This is a genomic window from Microlunatus aurantiacus (genome assembly GCF_039536605.1).
GTDB lineage: Bacteria > Actinomycetota > Actinomycetes > Propionibacteriales > Propionibacteriaceae > Microlunatus > Microlunatus aurantiacus.
In genome coordinates this window covers 211,725-228,153 of sequence record NZ_BAAAYX010000013.1, presented here as the reverse complement: position 1 = coordinate 228,153, position 16,429 = coordinate 211,725, and the positions used below count along the sequence as shown (strand labels likewise).

Annotated in this window: 15 protein-coding genes; 9 read left to right on the top strand and 6 right to left on the bottom strand. The window is 71.8% G+C overall.

What is annotated here, in order from left to right:
- Positions 1-84: 84 nt before the first annotated feature.
- The gene (locus ABD714_RS14920) at positions 85-3,453 is read left to right on the top strand and encodes a PAS domain-containing hybrid sensor histidine kinase/response regulator (RefSeq protein ID WP_344813173.1); all 3,369 of its coding nucleotides are present in this window, start codon (positions 85-87) and stop codon (positions 3,451-3,453) included.
- Here ABD714_RS14920 and ABD714_RS14915 read toward each other — a convergent pair.
- The 4 genes from ABD714_RS14915 to ABD714_RS14900 form a co-directional block, all read right to left on the bottom strand.
- A complete protein-coding gene (locus ABD714_RS14915; protein WP_344813172.1) occupies positions 3,443-4,723 on the bottom strand; it encodes a hypothetical protein in 1,281 nt (426 codons plus the stop codon). The genes ABD714_RS14920 and ABD714_RS14915 overlap by 11 nt on opposite strands.
- Before the next feature lie 131 nt (positions 4,724-4,854).
- The gene (locus ABD714_RS14910) at positions 4,855-6,192 is read right to left on the bottom strand and encodes a pyridoxal phosphate-dependent decarboxylase family protein (protein WP_344813171.1); all 1,338 of its coding nucleotides are present in this window, start codon (positions 6,190-6,192) and stop codon (positions 4,855-4,857) included.
- 85 nt (positions 6,193-6,277) lie between these two features.
- The gene (locus ABD714_RS14905; RefSeq protein ID WP_344813170.1) at positions 6,278-7,135 is read right to left on the bottom strand and encodes a response regulator transcription factor; all 858 of its coding nucleotides are present in this window, start codon (positions 7,133-7,135) and stop codon (positions 6,278-6,280) included.
- Positions 7,136-7,207: 72 nt separating this feature from the next.
- A complete protein-coding gene (locus tag ABD714_RS14900; protein ID WP_344813169.1) occupies positions 7,208-8,671 on the bottom strand; it encodes a GuaB1 family IMP dehydrogenase-related protein in 1,464 nt (487 codons plus the stop codon).
- Positions 8,672-8,716: 45 nt separating this feature from the next.
- On the opposite strand from ABD714_RS14900, the gene ABD714_RS14895 reads away from it, so the two are divergent.
- Positions 8,717-9,754 carry a glutathione S-transferase family protein gene (locus ABD714_RS14895; RefSeq protein WP_344813168.1) on the top strand — a complete coding sequence of 346 codons (1,038 nt, stop codon included), beginning with the start codon at positions 8,717-8,719 and terminating at the stop codon, positions 9,752-9,754.
- A gap of 85 nt (positions 9,755-9,839) precedes the next feature.
- On the opposite strand, the gene ABD714_RS14890 is transcribed toward ABD714_RS14895, so the two are convergent.
- Both ABD714_RS14890 and ABD714_RS14885 read right to left on the bottom strand, forming a co-directional pair.
- Positions 9,840-10,415 carry a histone deacetylase gene (locus ABD714_RS14890; RefSeq protein WP_344813167.1) on the bottom strand — a complete coding sequence of 192 codons (576 nt, stop codon included), beginning with the start codon at positions 10,413-10,415 and terminating at the stop codon, positions 9,840-9,842.
- Positions 10,408-11,628 carry an MFS transporter gene (locus ABD714_RS14885; protein ID WP_344813166.1) on the bottom strand — a complete coding sequence of 407 codons (1,221 nt, stop codon included), beginning with the start codon at positions 11,626-11,628 and terminating at the stop codon, positions 10,408-10,410. The genes ABD714_RS14890 and ABD714_RS14885 overlap by 8 nt, the downstream gene beginning before the upstream one ends.
- Positions 11,629-11,728: 100 nt before the next feature.
- Here ABD714_RS14885 and ABD714_RS14880 point away from each other — a divergent pair, with 100 nt between their 5' ends.
- The 7 genes from ABD714_RS14880 (at position 11,729) to ureG (ending at position 16,424) form a co-directional block, all read left to right on the top strand.
- Positions 11,729-11,968, top strand: a complete 240-nt coding sequence (locus ABD714_RS14880; RefSeq protein ID WP_344813165.1) for a hypothetical protein — start codon at positions 11,729-11,731, stop codon at positions 11,966-11,968.
- Between the two features lie 2 nt (positions 11,969-11,970).
- Positions 11,971-12,267 carry a hypothetical protein gene (locus ABD714_RS14875; RefSeq protein WP_344813164.1) on the top strand — a complete coding sequence of 99 codons (297 nt, stop codon included), beginning with the start codon at positions 11,971-11,973 and terminating at the stop codon, positions 12,265-12,267.
- Between the two features lie 57 nt (positions 12,268-12,324).
- Positions 12,325-12,627, top strand: a complete 303-nt coding sequence (locus ABD714_RS14870; protein ID WP_344813163.1) for an urease subunit gamma — start codon at positions 12,325-12,327, stop codon at positions 12,625-12,627.
- Between the two features lie 13 nt (positions 12,628-12,640).
- Entirely contained in the window at positions 12,641-12,979 is a 339-nt protein-coding gene (gene ureB / locus ABD714_RS14865) for an urease subunit beta (protein ID WP_344813162.1), read from the top strand.
- Positions 12,976-14,679 carry an urease subunit alpha gene (locus ABD714_RS14860; RefSeq protein ID WP_344813161.1) on the top strand — a complete coding sequence of 568 codons (1,704 nt, stop codon included), beginning with the start codon at positions 12,976-12,978 and terminating at the stop codon, positions 14,677-14,679. The genes ureB and ABD714_RS14860 overlap by 4 nt, the downstream gene beginning before the upstream one ends.
- Positions 14,680-14,908: 229 nt before the next feature.
- Entirely contained in the window at positions 14,909-15,673 is a 765-nt protein-coding gene (locus ABD714_RS14855) for an urease accessory protein UreF (RefSeq protein WP_344813160.1), read from the top strand.
- On the top strand, positions 15,666-16,424 hold the full coding sequence (gene ureG, locus ABD714_RS14850; RefSeq protein WP_344813159.1) for an urease accessory protein UreG: 759 nt from the start codon (positions 15,666-15,668) through the stop codon (positions 16,422-16,424). The genes ABD714_RS14855 and ureG overlap by 8 nt, the downstream gene beginning before the upstream one ends.
- The last annotated feature ends 5 nt before the right edge of the window (positions 16,425-16,429 follow it).

The following is a 16,429-nucleotide window of genomic DNA, read 5'->3' as shown; positions in this document are numbered from 1 at the left end:
TGAGAGAAGAGTTCTGACCGTATGGATCGCACTGGTCCGTCACTCGATCGTCCGCCGCGCCCTGGCACCGTCGCCGCGACGCCGGTGGCCCTGCTCCTCCGGCTCGGCCTCGGCTGGCTCGTCGTCATCGCGGGAGTCACTGCGCTGCTGGCCGTCGGCGATCCGTCGTCGATGCAGTCCCAGCTCCTGAGCAGCGTCGCCGTCCTCGGGGCGATCACCTTCGGTCTCGTCTGCAGCATCCGTGCGGCCCGCCGGCGCACCGCGGCGCGTACCGCCTGGACGCTGATGTCCGTCGGGTTCGGCCTCGGTGCCCTGGGCCAGCTCGGCTGGGTCTCCAGCGCGCTGACCGCCGCCGAGGCCGCGCCGTCGGCGATCGGCGACACGATCGCGTTCCTGGGCTACTTCCTGCCCACGCTGATGGCGATGTTCGCCTTCCCCCGGCGGGCGGAGCTGCTGATCTCGCGCTACCGCCAGATCCTCGACGTGCTGGTCATCTCCCTCGGCGTCATCCTGATCAGCGAGGCGTCGGTGCTGGGGTCGGTCCTGGCCCGGACCGACTACAGCAGCCTGGCCGGCTGGTTGCACATGGCCTACCTGATCGCCGACATCACCATCTGCGCCCTGGTGCTCTGCCTGGGGATGCGTCAGCCGCCCGGCGACCGGTCGACCTGGTTCTTCCTCGGCACCGGGCTGCTGGTGGTGGCCGTCAGCGACAGCATCTACGTCCGTGCGCTCACCGAGGGCAGCGAGTACCTGATGTCCACCCCGCTGGCGGCGGGCTGGATGATCGGGCCGGTGCTGATCGGCCTGGCCACCTTCGTCCCGATGACCGGGCGGACGTCACGGGGCCGGGACTACACCCTGTTGCTCCAGCTGCTGCCGTACGTGCCGGTGGTGGGCGCCCTGGTGCTGGTCTTCTGGCGCGCGGGGGAGTGGCAGCCCTACTTCCTCGTCACGGCCGGGCTGCTGGTGGTCGCGGTGATGACCCGGCAGGTGATGATCGTGTACGAGAACGTGAGCCTGACCCGGGACCTGGAGGGCAAGGTCGCCAGCCGCACGGCGGAGCTCACCACGCTCGGCTCGATCGTGACCTCCTCGACGGACGCCATCGTGGGCATCTCCCGGGACAACCGCATCACCGCCTGGAACCCGGCCGCCGAGCGTCTCTACGGGCACCCGGCCGACACGGTGCTGCACTCCTCGCCCGACTTCCTGCTCGAGCGCACGGGCACGACCACCCGGGAGCTGCTCGACCGGGCCGACCAGGGTGACCGGCTCGACGGCTTCGAGATCGACTGGTCGGGACCCGACGGGAGGGTCGTCCCCGTCGCCATGACGGTGTCGCCGATCGTCGGGACCGACGGGGTGGAAGGCGTGTCGGTCTTCGCCCAGGACATCACCGAGCGTCGTCGGGAGGCGCAGGCGCTGGAGCAGGCCCGGGAGGACGCGCTGGCCTCCTCCCGGCTCAAGTCGGAGTTCCTGGCCACCATGAGCCACGAGATCCGGACGCCGATGAACGCCGTGATCGGTCTGACCTCGCTGCTGCTGGAGACCGAGCTCGACCCGACCCAGCGGATGTACACCGAGGGCGTGAACAGCGCCGGCGACGCCCTGCTCACGGTGATCGACGACATCCTCGACTTCTCCAAGCTGGAGGCCGGCAAGGTCGTGCTGGACCAGTCGGACTTCAGCCTCCGCCTACTCGTCGACGAGGTCGGCGCCCTGCTGGCGCCAGCGGCCTCGGGCAAGGGCCTGGAGCTGATCGCCTACTGCCACCCCGACGTCCCGGCCGCCGTGCACGGCGACTCGGGCCGGATCCGGCAGGTCCTGCTCAACCTGGTGTCCAACGCGGTCAAGTTCACCGCGACCGGTGAGGTGATCCTCAAGGTCGTCATGCTCAGCGGTGACCGGGACCGTGCCCGCCTGCGCTTCGAGGTGATCGACACCGGCATCGGGATCGCCGAGAAGGACCAGGGCCGTCTCTTCGAGTCGTTCTCCCAGGCCGACGCGTCGACCACCCGGCGCTTCGGTGGGACCGGCCTCGGCCTGGCCATCTCCCGGCGACTGGTGGAGGTGATGGGGGGCACGATCACGCTCGAGAGCGAGGTGGACGTCGGCAGCACCTTCGCGGTGGAGATCACGCTCCGCACGGCCACCAAGCCGCAGCCGTTCATCGACGCGTTCAGCGACGAGCTGCTCGTCGGTCTGCGGGTCCTCGTGGTGGACGACAACTCCACCAACCGCACCCTGCTCGAGACCCAGCTCGAGTCCTGGCGGCTGCTCCCCGAGGTCGCCGACACCGTGCCCCGGGCGTTCGAGATGCTGCGGTCCGCCGCGATGCTGGGGAAGCCGTACGACATCGCGGCCCTGGATGCCCACATGCCCGACACCGACGGGCTCGAGCTCGCGCGCCGGGTCACGGCCGACCCGGTGCTGCAGGGCCTGCCGATGATCATGCTGACCTCGGGCCTCTATCCCGAGCCGGCGGCGATGCGCAGCCTGGGCATCACGCAGTGGTTGCCGAAGCCGGTCCGCAGCGCGGACCTGTTCGACCGTCTGGTCCGGCTGATGGCGCCGCGGGAGAAGGAGCTGCACGCGCGCCGCAGCTACCTCCTGGACCCTCGGCCGCCGGTGGGTGCCGGGGCGGCGCTGCTGCTGGTGGAGGACAGCCTGGTCAGTCAGGTCGTCCTCACCGAGCTCGTCACCGGTCTGGGGTTCGTCGTCGAGTCCGTCCGGGACGGGGCCGCCGCTCTGGGTGCGCTGGCGACCAGGGAGTTCGCCGCCGTGCTGCTGGCCATGGACACACCGGGCGCCGACGGCTACGGGACGGTTCGGGCGATCCGCGAGCTCGACCGTTCCGGCCGCCGGACCCCGGTCGTCGGTCTCCTGACGCACGTGACGACCGAGGAGCGCGAACGGTGCCTGGCCGCCGGGGTCGAGCGGTTGCTGTTCCGACCCGTCGACAGCACGGACCTGGCGACCGTCCTGTCCGGGATACCGCGATCGGCAGTGGTCGAGCAGACGCCGCCTCCGCAGCAGCCGAGCGCCTCGCCGGAGGACGGGGTGATCGACACCAGCCGGCTCGACGACCTGGCGGAGCTGGTCGCCGCCGACGGCACGAGCCTGGTGGTCACGATGATCGACTCCTACGTGCGGCGGAGCGCCGAACGCGGCGACAGCCTGCAGCGGGCCGCCGCCGACAGCGACCGGGAGGCCGTCATCGCCATCGCGCACGAGCTGAAGGGTTCCTCGGGCACCATCGGGGCGCAGCGGGTGATGCGCAGCGCCTCCGCCGTCGAGCGGCACGCACGCGCCGGATCCGACCCCTCCCCCGAGGCGATCGCGGAGCTGTTGACCGAGATGGACGTGGCCGTGCAGGAGCTGACCGCCCGGGCCGGTCAGTTCGGTCAGCCCGGACCGCCCGACCTGCGGACGGCCTCGATCAGCGGGTGATCGGGTAGCGCAGCCAGATGTTGGCCTCGACGTACCGGCCGATGTCGGCCTCGTGGTCGACGTGCAAGGGGGACAGCCCGCCCTCGATCACGTACTCGCCGCTGCCCGGGAGCGGGGCGCCGAGCCAGCCCTCCCACTCGGCCACGGTGCCGGTGACGACCATCGACTCGTGGGCGATGCCGAGGACCTCGGCCCCGCGGCGCACGTGCAGCCGCAGCCACGGGTCGAGGTACTGGCCGTCCGACCGGGTCCAGCCGACGTAGTCCGCCATCGAGATCAGGGGGTAGTGCCTCTTCTGGGTGGGTCGCAGGGGCGCGATCACCGAGTGCCCCCCGAAGCGGGCCGCGCTCTCCTTCAAGGCGTCCATCAGCTGCTCGGCCAGACCACGACCCGTCCGGCTCGCCGCGACCGTGACCGACAGGGCGCACAGGGTGTCCGGTTCGCCGCCGGACGCGAGGAACCGGTGGCCCGACCTGATGGCGTCGTCCCAGCCCGCCGGCAACGACTCGGTCCGGCCGTCCCAGGCCAGCGGCAGCGAGAGACCGACGCCGCAGAGTGCGCCCTCGTGGTCGAGCAGCAGCAGCTGGTGGTCGGGGATGCTGAGCAGCAGGCCCTCGAGGTCGACGTCGTGCCCACCGGTCTCGGTCAGGGTGTAGGCCGGCCACTGCTCGGCGAGCAGCGCCCGGACGTCCTCCACCAGGTCCGGACGCTCGGCGAGCGAGGAGATGACGAACGGGCCCTCGGCGGGAGAGTGCCGGTAGTCGGCGACGAAGTAGGTCTGGGTGTCGCCGGGGAGGACGCCGACGCTGCCGGAGAACATGCGCTCGATCCGCCGACCGATCCCGCGCGCCATGCCCCAACCGCAGATGTCGAAGCCGATCACGCCGTGAGCCTTCGCCAGCCGCCGGTTGACGGCCCCCGCCATCAGGCTCAGCGCGGCGGAGCGTCGGTGCTCGACGTCCACGAACGTGTAGCCGAGGTAGAACAGCGTCCCGGCGGCCGCCTCGGCCGGGAAGCGGAGCCGGTAGAAGGTCGGGTTGATCCAGGGGATCGCGTCAAGCTCGGTGGTCAGCGTGGTCATGGCCACCACGCGGCCGTCGTCGTCGACGACGACGTGCTTCTCCAGGCGGCCGTCGCGCATCTCGTCGCGGAACTCCTCCAGACTCAGCACGTGCCGCGCGGCCGCCTCGACCAGGAGCACCTCCCAGGCGCCGGCGTACCGCGGGTAGAGGTCCTCGATGGTCTCGTGCGACAGGACGGGCATCATCATCGACTGCATCGCGGGTGGGAGCTCCTGGCTGGACGAGGATCGCGGGACTGCTTCGGGTGGGAGTGGCTGCATCGTCAGGCTATCGGTCCGGCCCCCTGCGGATCGTCGCCCGACGGTCGGTACGGAACCCATCAGCGGGTCTGCCGGAGGATCTCGCGGACGACGTCCATGGACGTGTCCGGATGCAGGAAGGCGAAGCGACCGACGGTCTCGCCCTCCCACAGCGACGGAGGGACGAATGCGGTCCCGTCCCGGTGCAACCGCCGCGACCAGACGAGGTAGTCGTCGGGTCCCCAGCCCCGACGGCGGAACAGCACGATGCCGAGCTCGGGCTCGCGGATCAGCTCGAGGTGGTCCTCCTGGGCGATCAGCTCGGCGGTCTCCCGAGCCAGGCGCACCGCGACCTCGACCGCGTCCCGGTAGGCGTCGACCCCGTGCACGGCCAGGGAGAACCACAGCGGCAGACCCCGCGCCCGCCGGGTCAGGTGGTAGGCGTAGTCGGTCGGGTTCCACTCGGAGTCCTCGGTCCGGAGGGCGTCCAGGTAGGGGGCGTGCTGGGTGTGCGTCGCCCGGGCGAGCACCGGCTGCCGGTAGAGCAGCGCGCAGCAGTCGTACGGGGCGAACAGCCACTTGTGCGGATCGAGGATGAAGGAGTCGGCCAGCTCCAGACCGCGGTACCGGTCGCGCAGCGACGGCGCGAAGATGCCGGCACCGCCGTAGGCGCCGTCCACGTGGAACCACCACTGGTGCTCGCGGGCCAGGGCTCCCACCCCGGCCAGGTCGTCGACGATCCCGGCGTTCGCGGTGCCGGCGGTGGCGACGACGGCGGCGACGTCGCTCAGGTCGGGGTCCTCGGCGAGGGCGGCGCTGACGGCCCCGGCGGTGAGCCGGTGGTCGGGGGTGCGCACGACGAGGGCGTCCATCTCCAGCAGCCGGAGTGTGCTGGTGATCGAGGAGTGGGCTTCGGTCCCGACGACGACCCGCAGGCGCCGGCGGCCGTCACCGGCCCGACGCTTGGCCGTCTCCCGTGCCACCGCCAGGGCGGACAGGTTGCCGGCGGACCCGCCGGAGACGAAGCAGCCACCCGCGCCGGTGGGGAGTCCGGCCTCGCCGGCGATCAGCCGCAGCACCGAGTTCTCCGCCGCCACGGCACCGGACGCCTCCAGCCAGGAGATCCCCTGCAGCGACGCGGAGGAGAGCAGCGCGTCGAACACCAGACTCGCCTTGGTCGGGGCCGCCGGGATGAAGCCGAGGAAGCGCGAGCTGTCGGTGGAGATCACGTTGGGGGCCACGACGGAGCTGTAGACGTCCAGCACCTCGTCGGGATCGCGGCCGTGCCGACCGATGACCCCGGCCAGCAGCCCGTCCAGCTCAGCCATGGTCTTCGTGCCCCGGTCCAGCGGCACCGGATCCCGGCGGAGGCGACCGTCCGCGTACGCCAGGACGTGGCGGATCATCTGGTCTGTCACGTCGTCGACGCGGTGCACCGGGCTGGACCTCTCTGGGTCAGGCGGGGGAGGGTGTGCCTCTGGACTGGTCGGGGGTTCGGGTCGGTCAGCCCGGGCGGGACTCGGCCAACCGGTAGCCCACGCCGCGGACGGTCTCGATGAAACGCGGCGAGCTGACCGGGTCGTTGAGCTTGCGGCGCAGGTTGGCCATGTGGACCTCCACGGCCCGCCGGTCCGCGTCGGCGACGTAGCCGCCGGGCGACTCGCCGCGCAGCTCCAGCGCGAGGGAGTCCTTGCTGATCACCCGACGCCGACCCTCCATCAGCGCCAGCAGCAGGTCGAACTCGCTCCGGGTCAGCTCGACGGCCCGCCCGCCGAGCTCGCACAGCCACATCTCCGGGTGGATCCGCAACCCGTTGTGGCTGATCCAGCCCTCCTCCGTGGAGTCACGTCCGGCGGCCGCCGTCGTGCCAGCGGTCCCCGGCGCCGGGGTGGACCCCGAGCCTGCGGTGCCGGTGCCGCTCGGTGCGGCGCCGGCGGCGGCACCCGTGGTGGGCGCGGCGTCGGCGCTCGACCCGGCGCCGCGGGGAGTCTGTCGGCGCAGCATGGCCTCGATCCGGGCGCGCAGCTCGCGGGGGCGGAACGGCTTGGTCAGGTAGTCGTCGGCGCCGGCGTCCAGGCCCATCAAGGTGTCGATCTCCTCGTCGCGGGCCGACAGCATGATCACGTACGTGTTGGAGAAGGCGCGGATCCGGCGGGCCACCTCGAAGCCGTCGATACCGGGCAGGCTGACGTCCAGGGTGGTGAGGATGGGCTGGTGCTCGCGGACCGCGTTGATGCCCTCGATCCCGGTCGCCGCCGCCACGCAGGTGAAACCCGCCTCGTGCAGGATCGCCATCAGCAGGTTCCGTACGTCGGCGTCGTCCTCGATGACCACGGCATGGCGGTCGGCACCCATCGACATGCGCCTACCGTACTAACCCGGGGCCGCCGGCCGGAGGGTGGTCACCGCTTCGACGCCGATCGCGTCTATTTCCTACCAGGACGCGTGCAGGGGCCGGCCCTCGTCGTAGCCGGTCGGCGACTGGACCCCGACCACGGCCAGGTCCGCGAACTCCTCCAGGCTGGTCGCGCCCGCGTACGTGCAGCTGCTCCGCACCCCGGCCACGATCGAGTCGATCAGGTCCTCCACGCTCGGCCGCTCCGGGTCGAGGAACATCCGGGAGGTGGAGATGCCTTCCTCGAACAGGCCGGCCCGGGCGCGGTCGTACGCCCCGGCGTCCTTGGTCCGCATCTTCACGGCGCGGGCCGAGGCCATCCCGAACGACTCCTTGTAGAGCCGTCCCTGGGCGTCGGTGAGCAGGTTGCCGGTGCTCTCGTACGTCCCCGCGAACCAGGAACCGATCATCACCGACCCCGCTCCGGCCGCCAACGCGAGAGCGACGTCACGGGGGTAGCGCACCCCGCCGTCGGCCCAGACGGAGGCGCCGACCTCGCGGGCCGCCACCGCGCACTCCAGCACGGCGCTGAACTGCGGTCGACCGACACCGGTCATCATCCGGGTGGTGCACATGGCTCCCGGTCCGACCCCGACCTTGATCACGTCGGCGCCGGCCTCGGCGAGGTCCCGGACGCCGTCGGCCGTGACCACGTTCCCGGCGGCCAGCGGGATGGAGCGACCCGTCCGGTCCCGGAGCCGGTCCCGGACGTCACGAACGGCCTTGAGCGCCTGCAGCATCTTCTCCTGGTGGCCGTGGGCGGTGTCGACGACGAGCACGTCGACGCCGGCGTCCAGCAGCCGCTCCGCCCGTCCCGCCACGTCGCCGTTGATGCCGACGGCGGCTCCGAGGATCAGTCGGCCCGCCGGGTCGACGGCGGGCTGGTAGAGGGTCGAGCGCAGGGCGTGCTTGCGGGTCATCACCCCGATCAGGCGGTCCTGCGACATCACCAGCGCCGCCTCGAGGTGGCTCGCGTTGAGAGCGGCGAAGATCTCCGTCGGCGACTGGTCGGCGTCGACGATCAGCACGTCGGCCGACATCACCTCGTGGACCTGGGCGAAGCGGTCGACCCCGGCCGCGTCGGCCTCGCTCAGCGTGCCCAGCGGCTTGTCGTCCTCGACCACCACCACCAGCCCGTGCGCCCGCTTGGGCAGGAGGGAGAGGGCCTGTCCCACCGGGGTGTGCGGCGTGACCCGGATCGGGGTGTCGAAGACGGGGTGCGAGCCCTTGACCTTGTCGACGACCTCGGCCACGACGTCGGTCGGGATGTCCTGCGGGATGATCGCCACCCCGCCGCGGCGGGCGACGGTCTCGGCCATCCGACGCCCGGAGACCGCTGTCATGTTGGCCACCACCAGCGGGATGGTGGTGCCGACGCCGTCGGTGCTGCGCAGGTCGACGTCGAGCCGGGAGGTGACCGACGACCGCCTCGGCACCATGAAGACGTCGGAGTAGGTCAGGTCGTACGTGGGCGGGGACTCGAGGAAACGCACGTCCCGCATTCTCGCCGACAACCTCCCGCTGGCCCAACCTCCTAGGCTGGCGGCATGGCTGACGATCAGTACTCGACCAAGGGCGCGTACGTGTCCGGCGGAGCCGAGTTCACCCGCGACACCAACTACATCCCGACCCGGATCACCCGGGACGGCCGCGACGGCTACCCGGTGGAGGCCGGTCGTTACCGGCTGATCGCTGCGCGTGCCTGTCCGTGGGCGAACCGGACGCTGATCGTGCGGCGCCTGCTCGGTCTGGAGGACGCCATCTCCCTCGGCCTGTGCGGACCCACCCATGACGTCCGGTCGTGGACGTTCGACCTCGATCCCGGTGGCGTCGACCCGGTGCTGGGCTACGAGCGGTTGCAGCAGGCCTACTTCGCCCGCTTCCCCGACTACCCCAAGGGCATCACCGTGCCGGCGCTGGTCGACATCCCGACCAAGGCGGTGGTCACCAACGACTACCCGCAGATCACCCTCGACTTCAGCACCGAGTGGGTCGAGCACCACCGGGCCGGCGCTCCGGACCTCTACCCCGAGCCGTTGCGGGACGAGATCGACGCGGTCAGCAAGCGCGTGTTCACCGAGGTGAACAACGGCGTCTACCGGTGCGGTTTCGCCGGCTCCCAGGAGGCGTACGACTCCGCGTACGACCGGTTGTTCACCGCGCTGGACTGGCTGTCGGACCGACTGGCCGACCAGCGCTACCTGGTGGGAGACACCATCACCGAGGCCGACGTGCGGCTGTTCACCACCCTGGCCCGCTTCGACGCGGTCTACCACGGTCACTTCAAGTGCAACCGGCAGAAGCTGGCCGAGATGCCGGTGCTGTGGGCGTACGCGCGGGACCTGTTCCAGACCCCGGGGTTCGGCGACACCACCGACTTCACCCAGATCAAACGGCACTACTACGTCGTGCACACCGACATCAACCCGACCCAGATCGTGCCGAACGGGCCGGACCTGTCGAACTGGCTGACCTCGCACGGCCGCGAGCAGCTGGGTGGGCGGCCGTTCGGTGACGGCACGCCGCCGGGACCGCCGCAACCCGCCGAGGTCGTGCCCGCCGAGGACTGGGTGCCGGTCGGCTGAGCGGCGTCGATCCCCGTGCGCCGGGCCGTCACCGCAGTCGTCGTGCTGGCCCGGTGGAAGGCGTGCTGAGCGCGCCGACGGCGGGTCAGGAGCCGCTGACGGCGCGGGCCGCGTCGAGGTAGGCCACGACGGTGTCGTCGCTCAGCCGGTGACACTCGCGCAGGCCCCGGGCGATGGTGGCCAGGTAGCCGGGTGCCGGTGGGTTCGGCGCGAGCCCGTGGTCGACGGGCGCGGTGAAGGTCAGCACCGGGTGCTGCTCCAGCTGGCCGACCAGGTGCAGGGTCTCGTAGCGGCCCGGACCGTACGAGTGCCGCCGCCCGGCGAGCACGGGAGCCAGATCGAGGTCCGTCCCGGGGTCGCGCCGCATCTCCTGCGCGGCCAGGTCGGAGAACTGCGCCGCCGAGAGGCGGTAGGCGCGGGCGTACACGGTGCCGGGGGCGTCCGGGTCGTAGAACGCCATGCCCCCGCCCCAGGTGAGCGACCGGCCGGCGAAGTAGATGCGCCCCGGCAGCAGCAACGGGCGGTCGTCGCTCGGCGGCCGCGGGTCCCGGGCGCCGGGGTAGTGCCGCGCCGCGCCCACGGGTCGCCCCCCGGACAGGTACGTGGTGAACCGGTCCCGGGCCAGGTTCGACCCGTACGCGGCGTACCAGAGATCAGTCACGCGCCGGACGCCTCTCGGCCGGAGCCAGCAGCCCGGCGAACGCGACCGCCAGCACCCCCAGGGCGGCGGGGACGACGAACGCCCAGCGCAGCCCGACGGCGTCGGCCACCAGCCCGATCAGCGGTGGCGTGGCCAGGAAGCCGAGCCGCATCATCCACCCCGAGACGGCCAGCCCGAACCCGCGGGGCAGCCCGGGAAGCTCGTCGGCCGCCTGCATGGCCAACGGGATCAGGACGGCGATGCCCAGACCGACGACACCGAAGCCGATCACCGCCGCGACGACGCTGGGAGTGGCCAGCACGACACCGAAACCGGCCACGGTCAAGATCCCGCCCACCCGGCTGACCCCGCGGGGCCCGAACCGGGTCACGAGGGGATCGCCGGCGAACCGGCCGACGATCATGGCCGTCTGCATGGCCACGAAGACCGCACCGCCCACCGCCGCCGTGGTCTGCAGGTCACCGGTCAGGTAGAGCGCGCCCCAGGTGTTGCCGGCGTCCTCACCGGCCGCGCCGGCCAGCCCGACCAGGCAGACGAGCAGCAGTCGGGCGACCACCCCGGGGGTGACGCGCGGCGTCCGGCCACCGGGATCGGTCCGACTCCCGTCGGTCTCCTCGTCCTGGAGGTGGGAGCGGCTCGGCCCGGCGGCCGGCTCGTGACCCGGCAGCAGCAGGCGGGCGACCAGCAGCAGGGCGACCGCGAACAGCACCCCGGTGAGCAGCAGGTGCCACCGGACCGGCACCCCCAGACCGGCGAAGAGCGAGCCGATCAACCCTCCGACGACGGCACCGACGCTCCACAGCCCGTGCAGACCGGTGATGATGGACGTCCCCAGCCGCCGCTGGACCCACAGGCCCTGGGCGTTGTTGGCGATGTCGATCAGAGCGTCGACCAGCCCGACGCACAAGAACACGGCGGCCAGCGCGAGCCAGCTGGACGCCCACCCCACCCCGACGAGCAGAGCGGACATGGCCAGCGACGCGACGACGATCACCCGCTTCGAGGTCCAGCGGGTGACTGCGACCCCGGCCAGCAGTCCCGAGAGCAGCGCGCCGAGCGGCCACGCCGCCACGGCTGCGCCGAAGGCCGTCTTGTCGAGGTCGAGCTCGGCCACGATCTCGGGATAGCGGGGGACCAGGTTGGCGAAGGTCAGACCGTTGATGGCGAAGGTCGCGCCCACGGCGTAGCGGGCTCGGCGTACACGGTCGACCATGTCCGCCATCCTCCCAGCCGGGCAGCGTGGCGACGGCCTCGTCGGGGATCGCCGGTCTCCGGAATAGAACCTGTGTTCACATCGGGTCTATCCTGACGCCGTGGACCTCCAGCCGCGTGCGCCGACCGGCTGGCACGTCTGGGTCACCGGCAACGGGGGCTACGGCGCACCCACCCCGGGGGTGGTGGTGCAGTGGCAGTACCTGCCGGTGCACAACGCGACCGCGACCGGCTGGGCGGCGCTGGTGGTGCACGTCCCGTTCGAGGGAGCCGTGGCGATGGAGTGGGTTCCCGCGGAGCGGATCGAGCCGATCGTCGATCCCGCCCCGCAGGAGCGCTGACGATGGCGGCGGGCCGACGGCACGTCTGGGTGGCGGTGCCGGGCGGGATCCGGCTGCCCGGGCTGGTGGTGGCGTGGCAGCGCGACGGGGACGGCTGGCAGGCCCACGTCGCCCTTGTCCGCGACGATGCCGTCCTGCTGCGCTGGGTCTCGGCGGCGGATCTCCGCCCGGTCGCCGACGATCGCTGGGGGTTGTCGGCGGCAGCCAGAACCGGCGCCCGCGACCACCGTCCGCCCGGCCGTACGGCTCCGGTGCCGGGCCGCGAGGGCCGCAACGCCGACGAAACAATCGGCGACTAGCGTGGCGCCTGCTGCGGGCGCCGACGGGCGCCTCCGTTTCGTCGAAGGAGACCGTGCATGAACCTGGCTCCGTCGGACACCGAGAAGCTGTTGATGGCGGTGGCGGGGATGATCGCCCGCGACCGGCTGGAGCGGGGTGTGAAGCTCAACTACCCGGAGTCGGTGGCGCTGCTCAGCACCTGGGTGATCGAGCGCGCCCGCGACGGCGTCGGCGTCGAGGAGCTGATGACCACCGGTCGCGAGGTGCTGACCCGGGCTCAGGTGATGGACGGGGTCGCGGACATGATCACCGACGTCCAGGTCGAGGCGACCTTCCCGGACGGGCGCAAGCTCGTCACCCTGCACGAGCCGATCCAGTGAGGGGGCGAGCCTGATGAGCGGGACGAGCAGCAGCGGACCGGGTGCGATCAGGGTGGCCCCCGGTGACCTGGAGCTGAACGCCGATCGCGGACCGGCCGAGCGGGGCGAGCTGACCTTCACCAACGTCGCCGACCGACCGATCCAGATCGGCTCCCACATCCACCTGCCGGACGTGAACCCCGGCCTCGAGTTCGACCGGTCCGCAGCCCAGGGGTTCCGCCTCGACATCGCTTCCGGGACGTCGGTCCGGTTCGAGCCGGGCGTCTCCCGCACGGTCGGGGTCGTCGCCCTGCGGGGACGGCGGCTGGTCCCCGGGATCCAGCTCCGTACGAGCGGGGGCGGTGCCGCGTGAGCCGGATCAGCCGGGACGACTACGCCGCGCTCTACGGGCCGACCGCCGGCGACCAGATCCGGCTCGGTGACACCGACCTGTGGATCGAGATCGAGACCGACCTCACCTTCGGTGGCGAGGAGTCGGTCTTCGGCGGCGGCAAGTCGATCCGGGAGTCGATGAACCAGTCGCTGGCGTCCTCGGCCGAGGGCGCCGTGGACACGGTGATCACCAACGCGGTGATCCTGGACCACTGGGGCATCGTCCGGGCCGACATCGGCATCAAGGACGGGCGGATCGTCGGCATCGGCCGCAGCGGCAACCCCGACATCGCCGACGGGGTGGATCCGGCGCTGGTGATCGGACCGGGCACCGACGTGATCTCCGGCGAGGGCAAGATCCTCACCGCCGGCGGCTTCGACTCGCACGTGCACTTCCTCTCGCCGTCGCAGATCGTCGAGGCGCTGGCGGCCGGGCTGACCACCCTGGGTGGCGGCGGCACCGGTCCGTCGGAGGGCTCCAAGGCCACGACCGTCACGCCCGGCGCGTGGCACCTGAAGCAGTTCCACCGCTCCCTGGACGCCTTCCCGGTCAACCTGCTGGTGCTCGGCAAGGGCAACACCGTGGCCGCGTCGGCGTTCGAGGAGCAGGCGCTGGCCGGCGCCGGCGGCTACAAGGTGCACGAGGACTGGGGGTCCACCCCCGCTGCCGTCGACGCGGCCCTGACCGGGGCGGAGCGCTGGGGGCTGCAGGTCGCCCTGCACTCCGACTCGCTCAACGAGGCCGGGTTCGTGGCGTCGACGATCGGGGCCTTCCGTGGCCGTACGATCTCGGCCTTCCACGTGGAGGGAGCCGGGGGCGGGCACGCGCCGGACATCCTGACCATCGCCGGGCTGCCGAACGTGCTGCCCGGTTCCACCAACCCGACGCTGCCGCACACGGTCAACACCGTCGCCGAGCACCTCGACATGCTGATGGTCTGCCACCACCTCAACCCGGCCGTGCCGGAGGACCTGGCCTTCGCCGAGTCGCGGATCCGGGCCACCACGATCGCCGCCGAGGACCACCTGCACGACCTCGGGGCGATCTCGATCACCTCCTCCGACGCCCAGGCGATGGGTCGGATCGGGGAGGTGATCACCCGGACCTGGCAGGTCGCGCACCTGATGAAGCAGGTCCGCGGCGACCTGGCCGGTGGCCTGCCCGCGGACAACTTCCGGGCGCGCCGCTACGTGGCCAAGTACACGATCAACCCTGCGATCTCCCACGGTGTCGACCACGAGATCGGCTCGATCGAGGTCGGCAAGCTGGCCGACCTCGTGCTCTGGGAGCCGAAGTTCTTCGGGGTCAGCCCCAGCGTGGTGATCAAGGGGGGCGGCATCGTGGTCGGCGCGCTCGGCGACCCGAACGCCTCCATCCCCACCCCGCAGCCCGTGCTGATGCGGCCGGCTCTGTACGGTCCGGGTGCGTCGCACCTGTCGCAGACGTACGTGGCTCCGGCCGCGCTGGAGGCGGGCCTGGCCGCCGAGCTGTGTCTGAGTCGCAGTCTGGTGGCGATCCGCCCGACCCGGGACGTGACCAAGGCGGACATGATCAACAACGACGCGCTGCCGGCCATCGAGATCGACCCGGAGACGCACGCCATCACCATCGACGGCGACCTCATCACCCCCGCCCCGGCCACCGAGCTGCCGCTCGCCCAGCTGTACAAGCTGTTCTGAGGGCGGGGTCCCTGATGACGATCGTGGCTGCGCGCAGCTCGCACGGCGCCGCGCCGGTGTCAGAACTTTCCGTCAGTCGACGGAATCTGCGGGCTGGGGTGGGGCCGGGTGCCGAGTTTTCCGTCAGTCGACGGAATCTGCGGGCTGGGGTGGGGCCAGGTGCTGAGTTTTCCGTCAGTCGACGGCATGTTCGTGCAGGCCGTCGCCGGGCGGGGTGCGGTGACCTGACATGAGTGCTGCCTACCTGAGCCTGCTGCTGGCCGATGGTCGGCTGCCGACGGGTGCTCACACCCAGTCGGCCGGACTCGAGCCGGCCCTGAACCACGGGCTGCGACTGGATCGAGTGCCGGACTACCTGGTCGCCCGGCTGAGCACCGTGACCGAGGTGGAGGCGGCCGCCGCGGTCATCGCCCGTCGGCACTGGCTGGCCGACCCGGCCGTACCGACCGACCCGGCCGTACCGACCGACCCGGCCGTACCGACCGACCCGGCCGTACCGACCGACCCGGCCGAACCGGCCGTACCGACCGACCCGGCCGTACCGACCATGAAGGTCGTGGACCGGGCCTGGCGGGTCCGGACGGCCTCGGCCGCTCTGCGGGACGCCTCGGACCTGCTGGGCCGCAGCTATCTGCGGTTGGCCGCGACGGTGTGGCCCCGACTGGCCCCGCTGACCGCGAACCGGGTCGCCTGGTGTCGGGCGGTCGTGATCGGGGCCACGGCGGCCGAGGCAGGTCTGGACGGTGCGCAGACCGCCCGGCTGATCGGCTTCGACGAGGTCCAGACGGTGATCGCCGCCGCGGTGAAGCTGCAGCCGTTCGACCCGTCCGTCGCGGTGGCCTGGGCGGTGGCGGCCGGGCACGTGGTCGAGGCGATGGTCGCCCGGGTCGCCGAGCTGAGCCAGGTGGACGAGATCCCCGCGTACGCCGCCCCGCAGATCGAGCACTGGGCCGAGCTGCACACCCGAACCGAGAGGCGCCTGTTCCGTGCTTGAGCACTCCCACCCCGATGTCCAGCGGTCCCTGCGGTTGGGGGTGGCCGGTCCGGTCGGCACCGGCAAGAGCTCGCTGATCGCGCTGCTCTGCCGCGAGCTCGGCACCGAGCTCAGTCTCGGTGTGATCACCAACGACATCTACACCGACGAGGACGCCCGCTTCCTGCGCTCGGCCGGGGTGCTGGCGCCGGAGCGCATCCGAGCGGTCGAGACCGGAGCCTGCCCGCACACCGCGATCCGCGACGACGTCAGCCAGAACCTGCTGGCGGTGGAGGACCTGGAGCAGGATTTCACCCCCGTCGACGTGGTGCTGGTCGAGTCAGGCGGGGACAACCTGACCGCCACGTTCTCACCGGCGCTGGTCGATGCGCAGTTCTTCGTGCTCGATGTGGCGGGTGGGGGCGACGTGGCGCGCAAGGGCGGCCCCGGGATCGCCGGGGCCGATGTGCTGATCGTCAACAAGACCGATCTCGCGCCGTACGTCGGGGTGGATGTCGAGCAGATGGTCCGGGACGCCTCAGCGGCCCGTGAGGGTCGTACGGTGATCGCCCTGTCACGGACGGACCCGACGTCCATCGCCCGGGTGCGGACCTGGGTGCTGGACACCTTGGCGGAGTTCCGGTCCGGCGCGCTCCGTCCCCGGGACCCGGGTCCGATGGCGCCCCACGCCCACGCGGACGGCACCGTGCACACCCACGCGGACGATTCCGTGCATCCCCACGGGGACGCCGGTCGGGGTCACGAGCACTGACGAAG

Excerpts from the sequence above, each read along its gene's own strand:
- ureB (WP_344813162.1), top strand. The coding sequence starts at position 12,641 with ATGAGCGGGACGAGCAGCAGCGGACCGGGTGCGATCAGGGTGGCCCCC.
- ABD714_RS14900 (WP_344813169.1), bottom strand. The coding sequence starts at position 8,671 with ATGCGGGACGTGCGTTTCCTCGAGTCCCCGCCCACGTACGACCTGACC.
- ABD714_RS14915 (WP_344813172.1), bottom strand. The coding sequence starts at position 4,723 with ATGATGATGCCCGTCCTGTCGCACGAGACCATCGAGGACCTCTACCCG.
- ABD714_RS14870 (WP_344813163.1), top strand. The coding sequence starts at position 12,325 with ATGAACCTGGCTCCGTCGGACACCGAGAAGCTGTTGATGGCGGTGGCG.
- ABD714_RS14875 (WP_344813164.1), top strand. The coding sequence starts at position 11,971 with ATGGCGGCGGGCCGACGGCACGTCTGGGTGGCGGTGCCGGGCGGGATC.
- ABD714_RS14855 (WP_344813160.1), top strand. The coding sequence starts at position 14,909 with ATGAGTGCTGCCTACCTGAGCCTGCTGCTGGCCGATGGTCGGCTGCCG.
- ABD714_RS14885 (WP_344813166.1), bottom strand. The coding sequence starts at position 11,628 with ATGGTCGACCGTGTACGCCGAGCCCGCTACGCCGTGGGCGCGACCTTC.
- ABD714_RS14905 (WP_344813170.1), bottom strand. The coding sequence starts at position 7,135 with ATGTCGATGGGTGCCGACCGCCATGCCGTGGTCATCGAGGACGACGCC.
- ABD714_RS14895 (WP_344813168.1), top strand. The coding sequence starts at position 8,717 with ATGGCTGACGATCAGTACTCGACCAAGGGCGCGTACGTGTCCGGCGGA.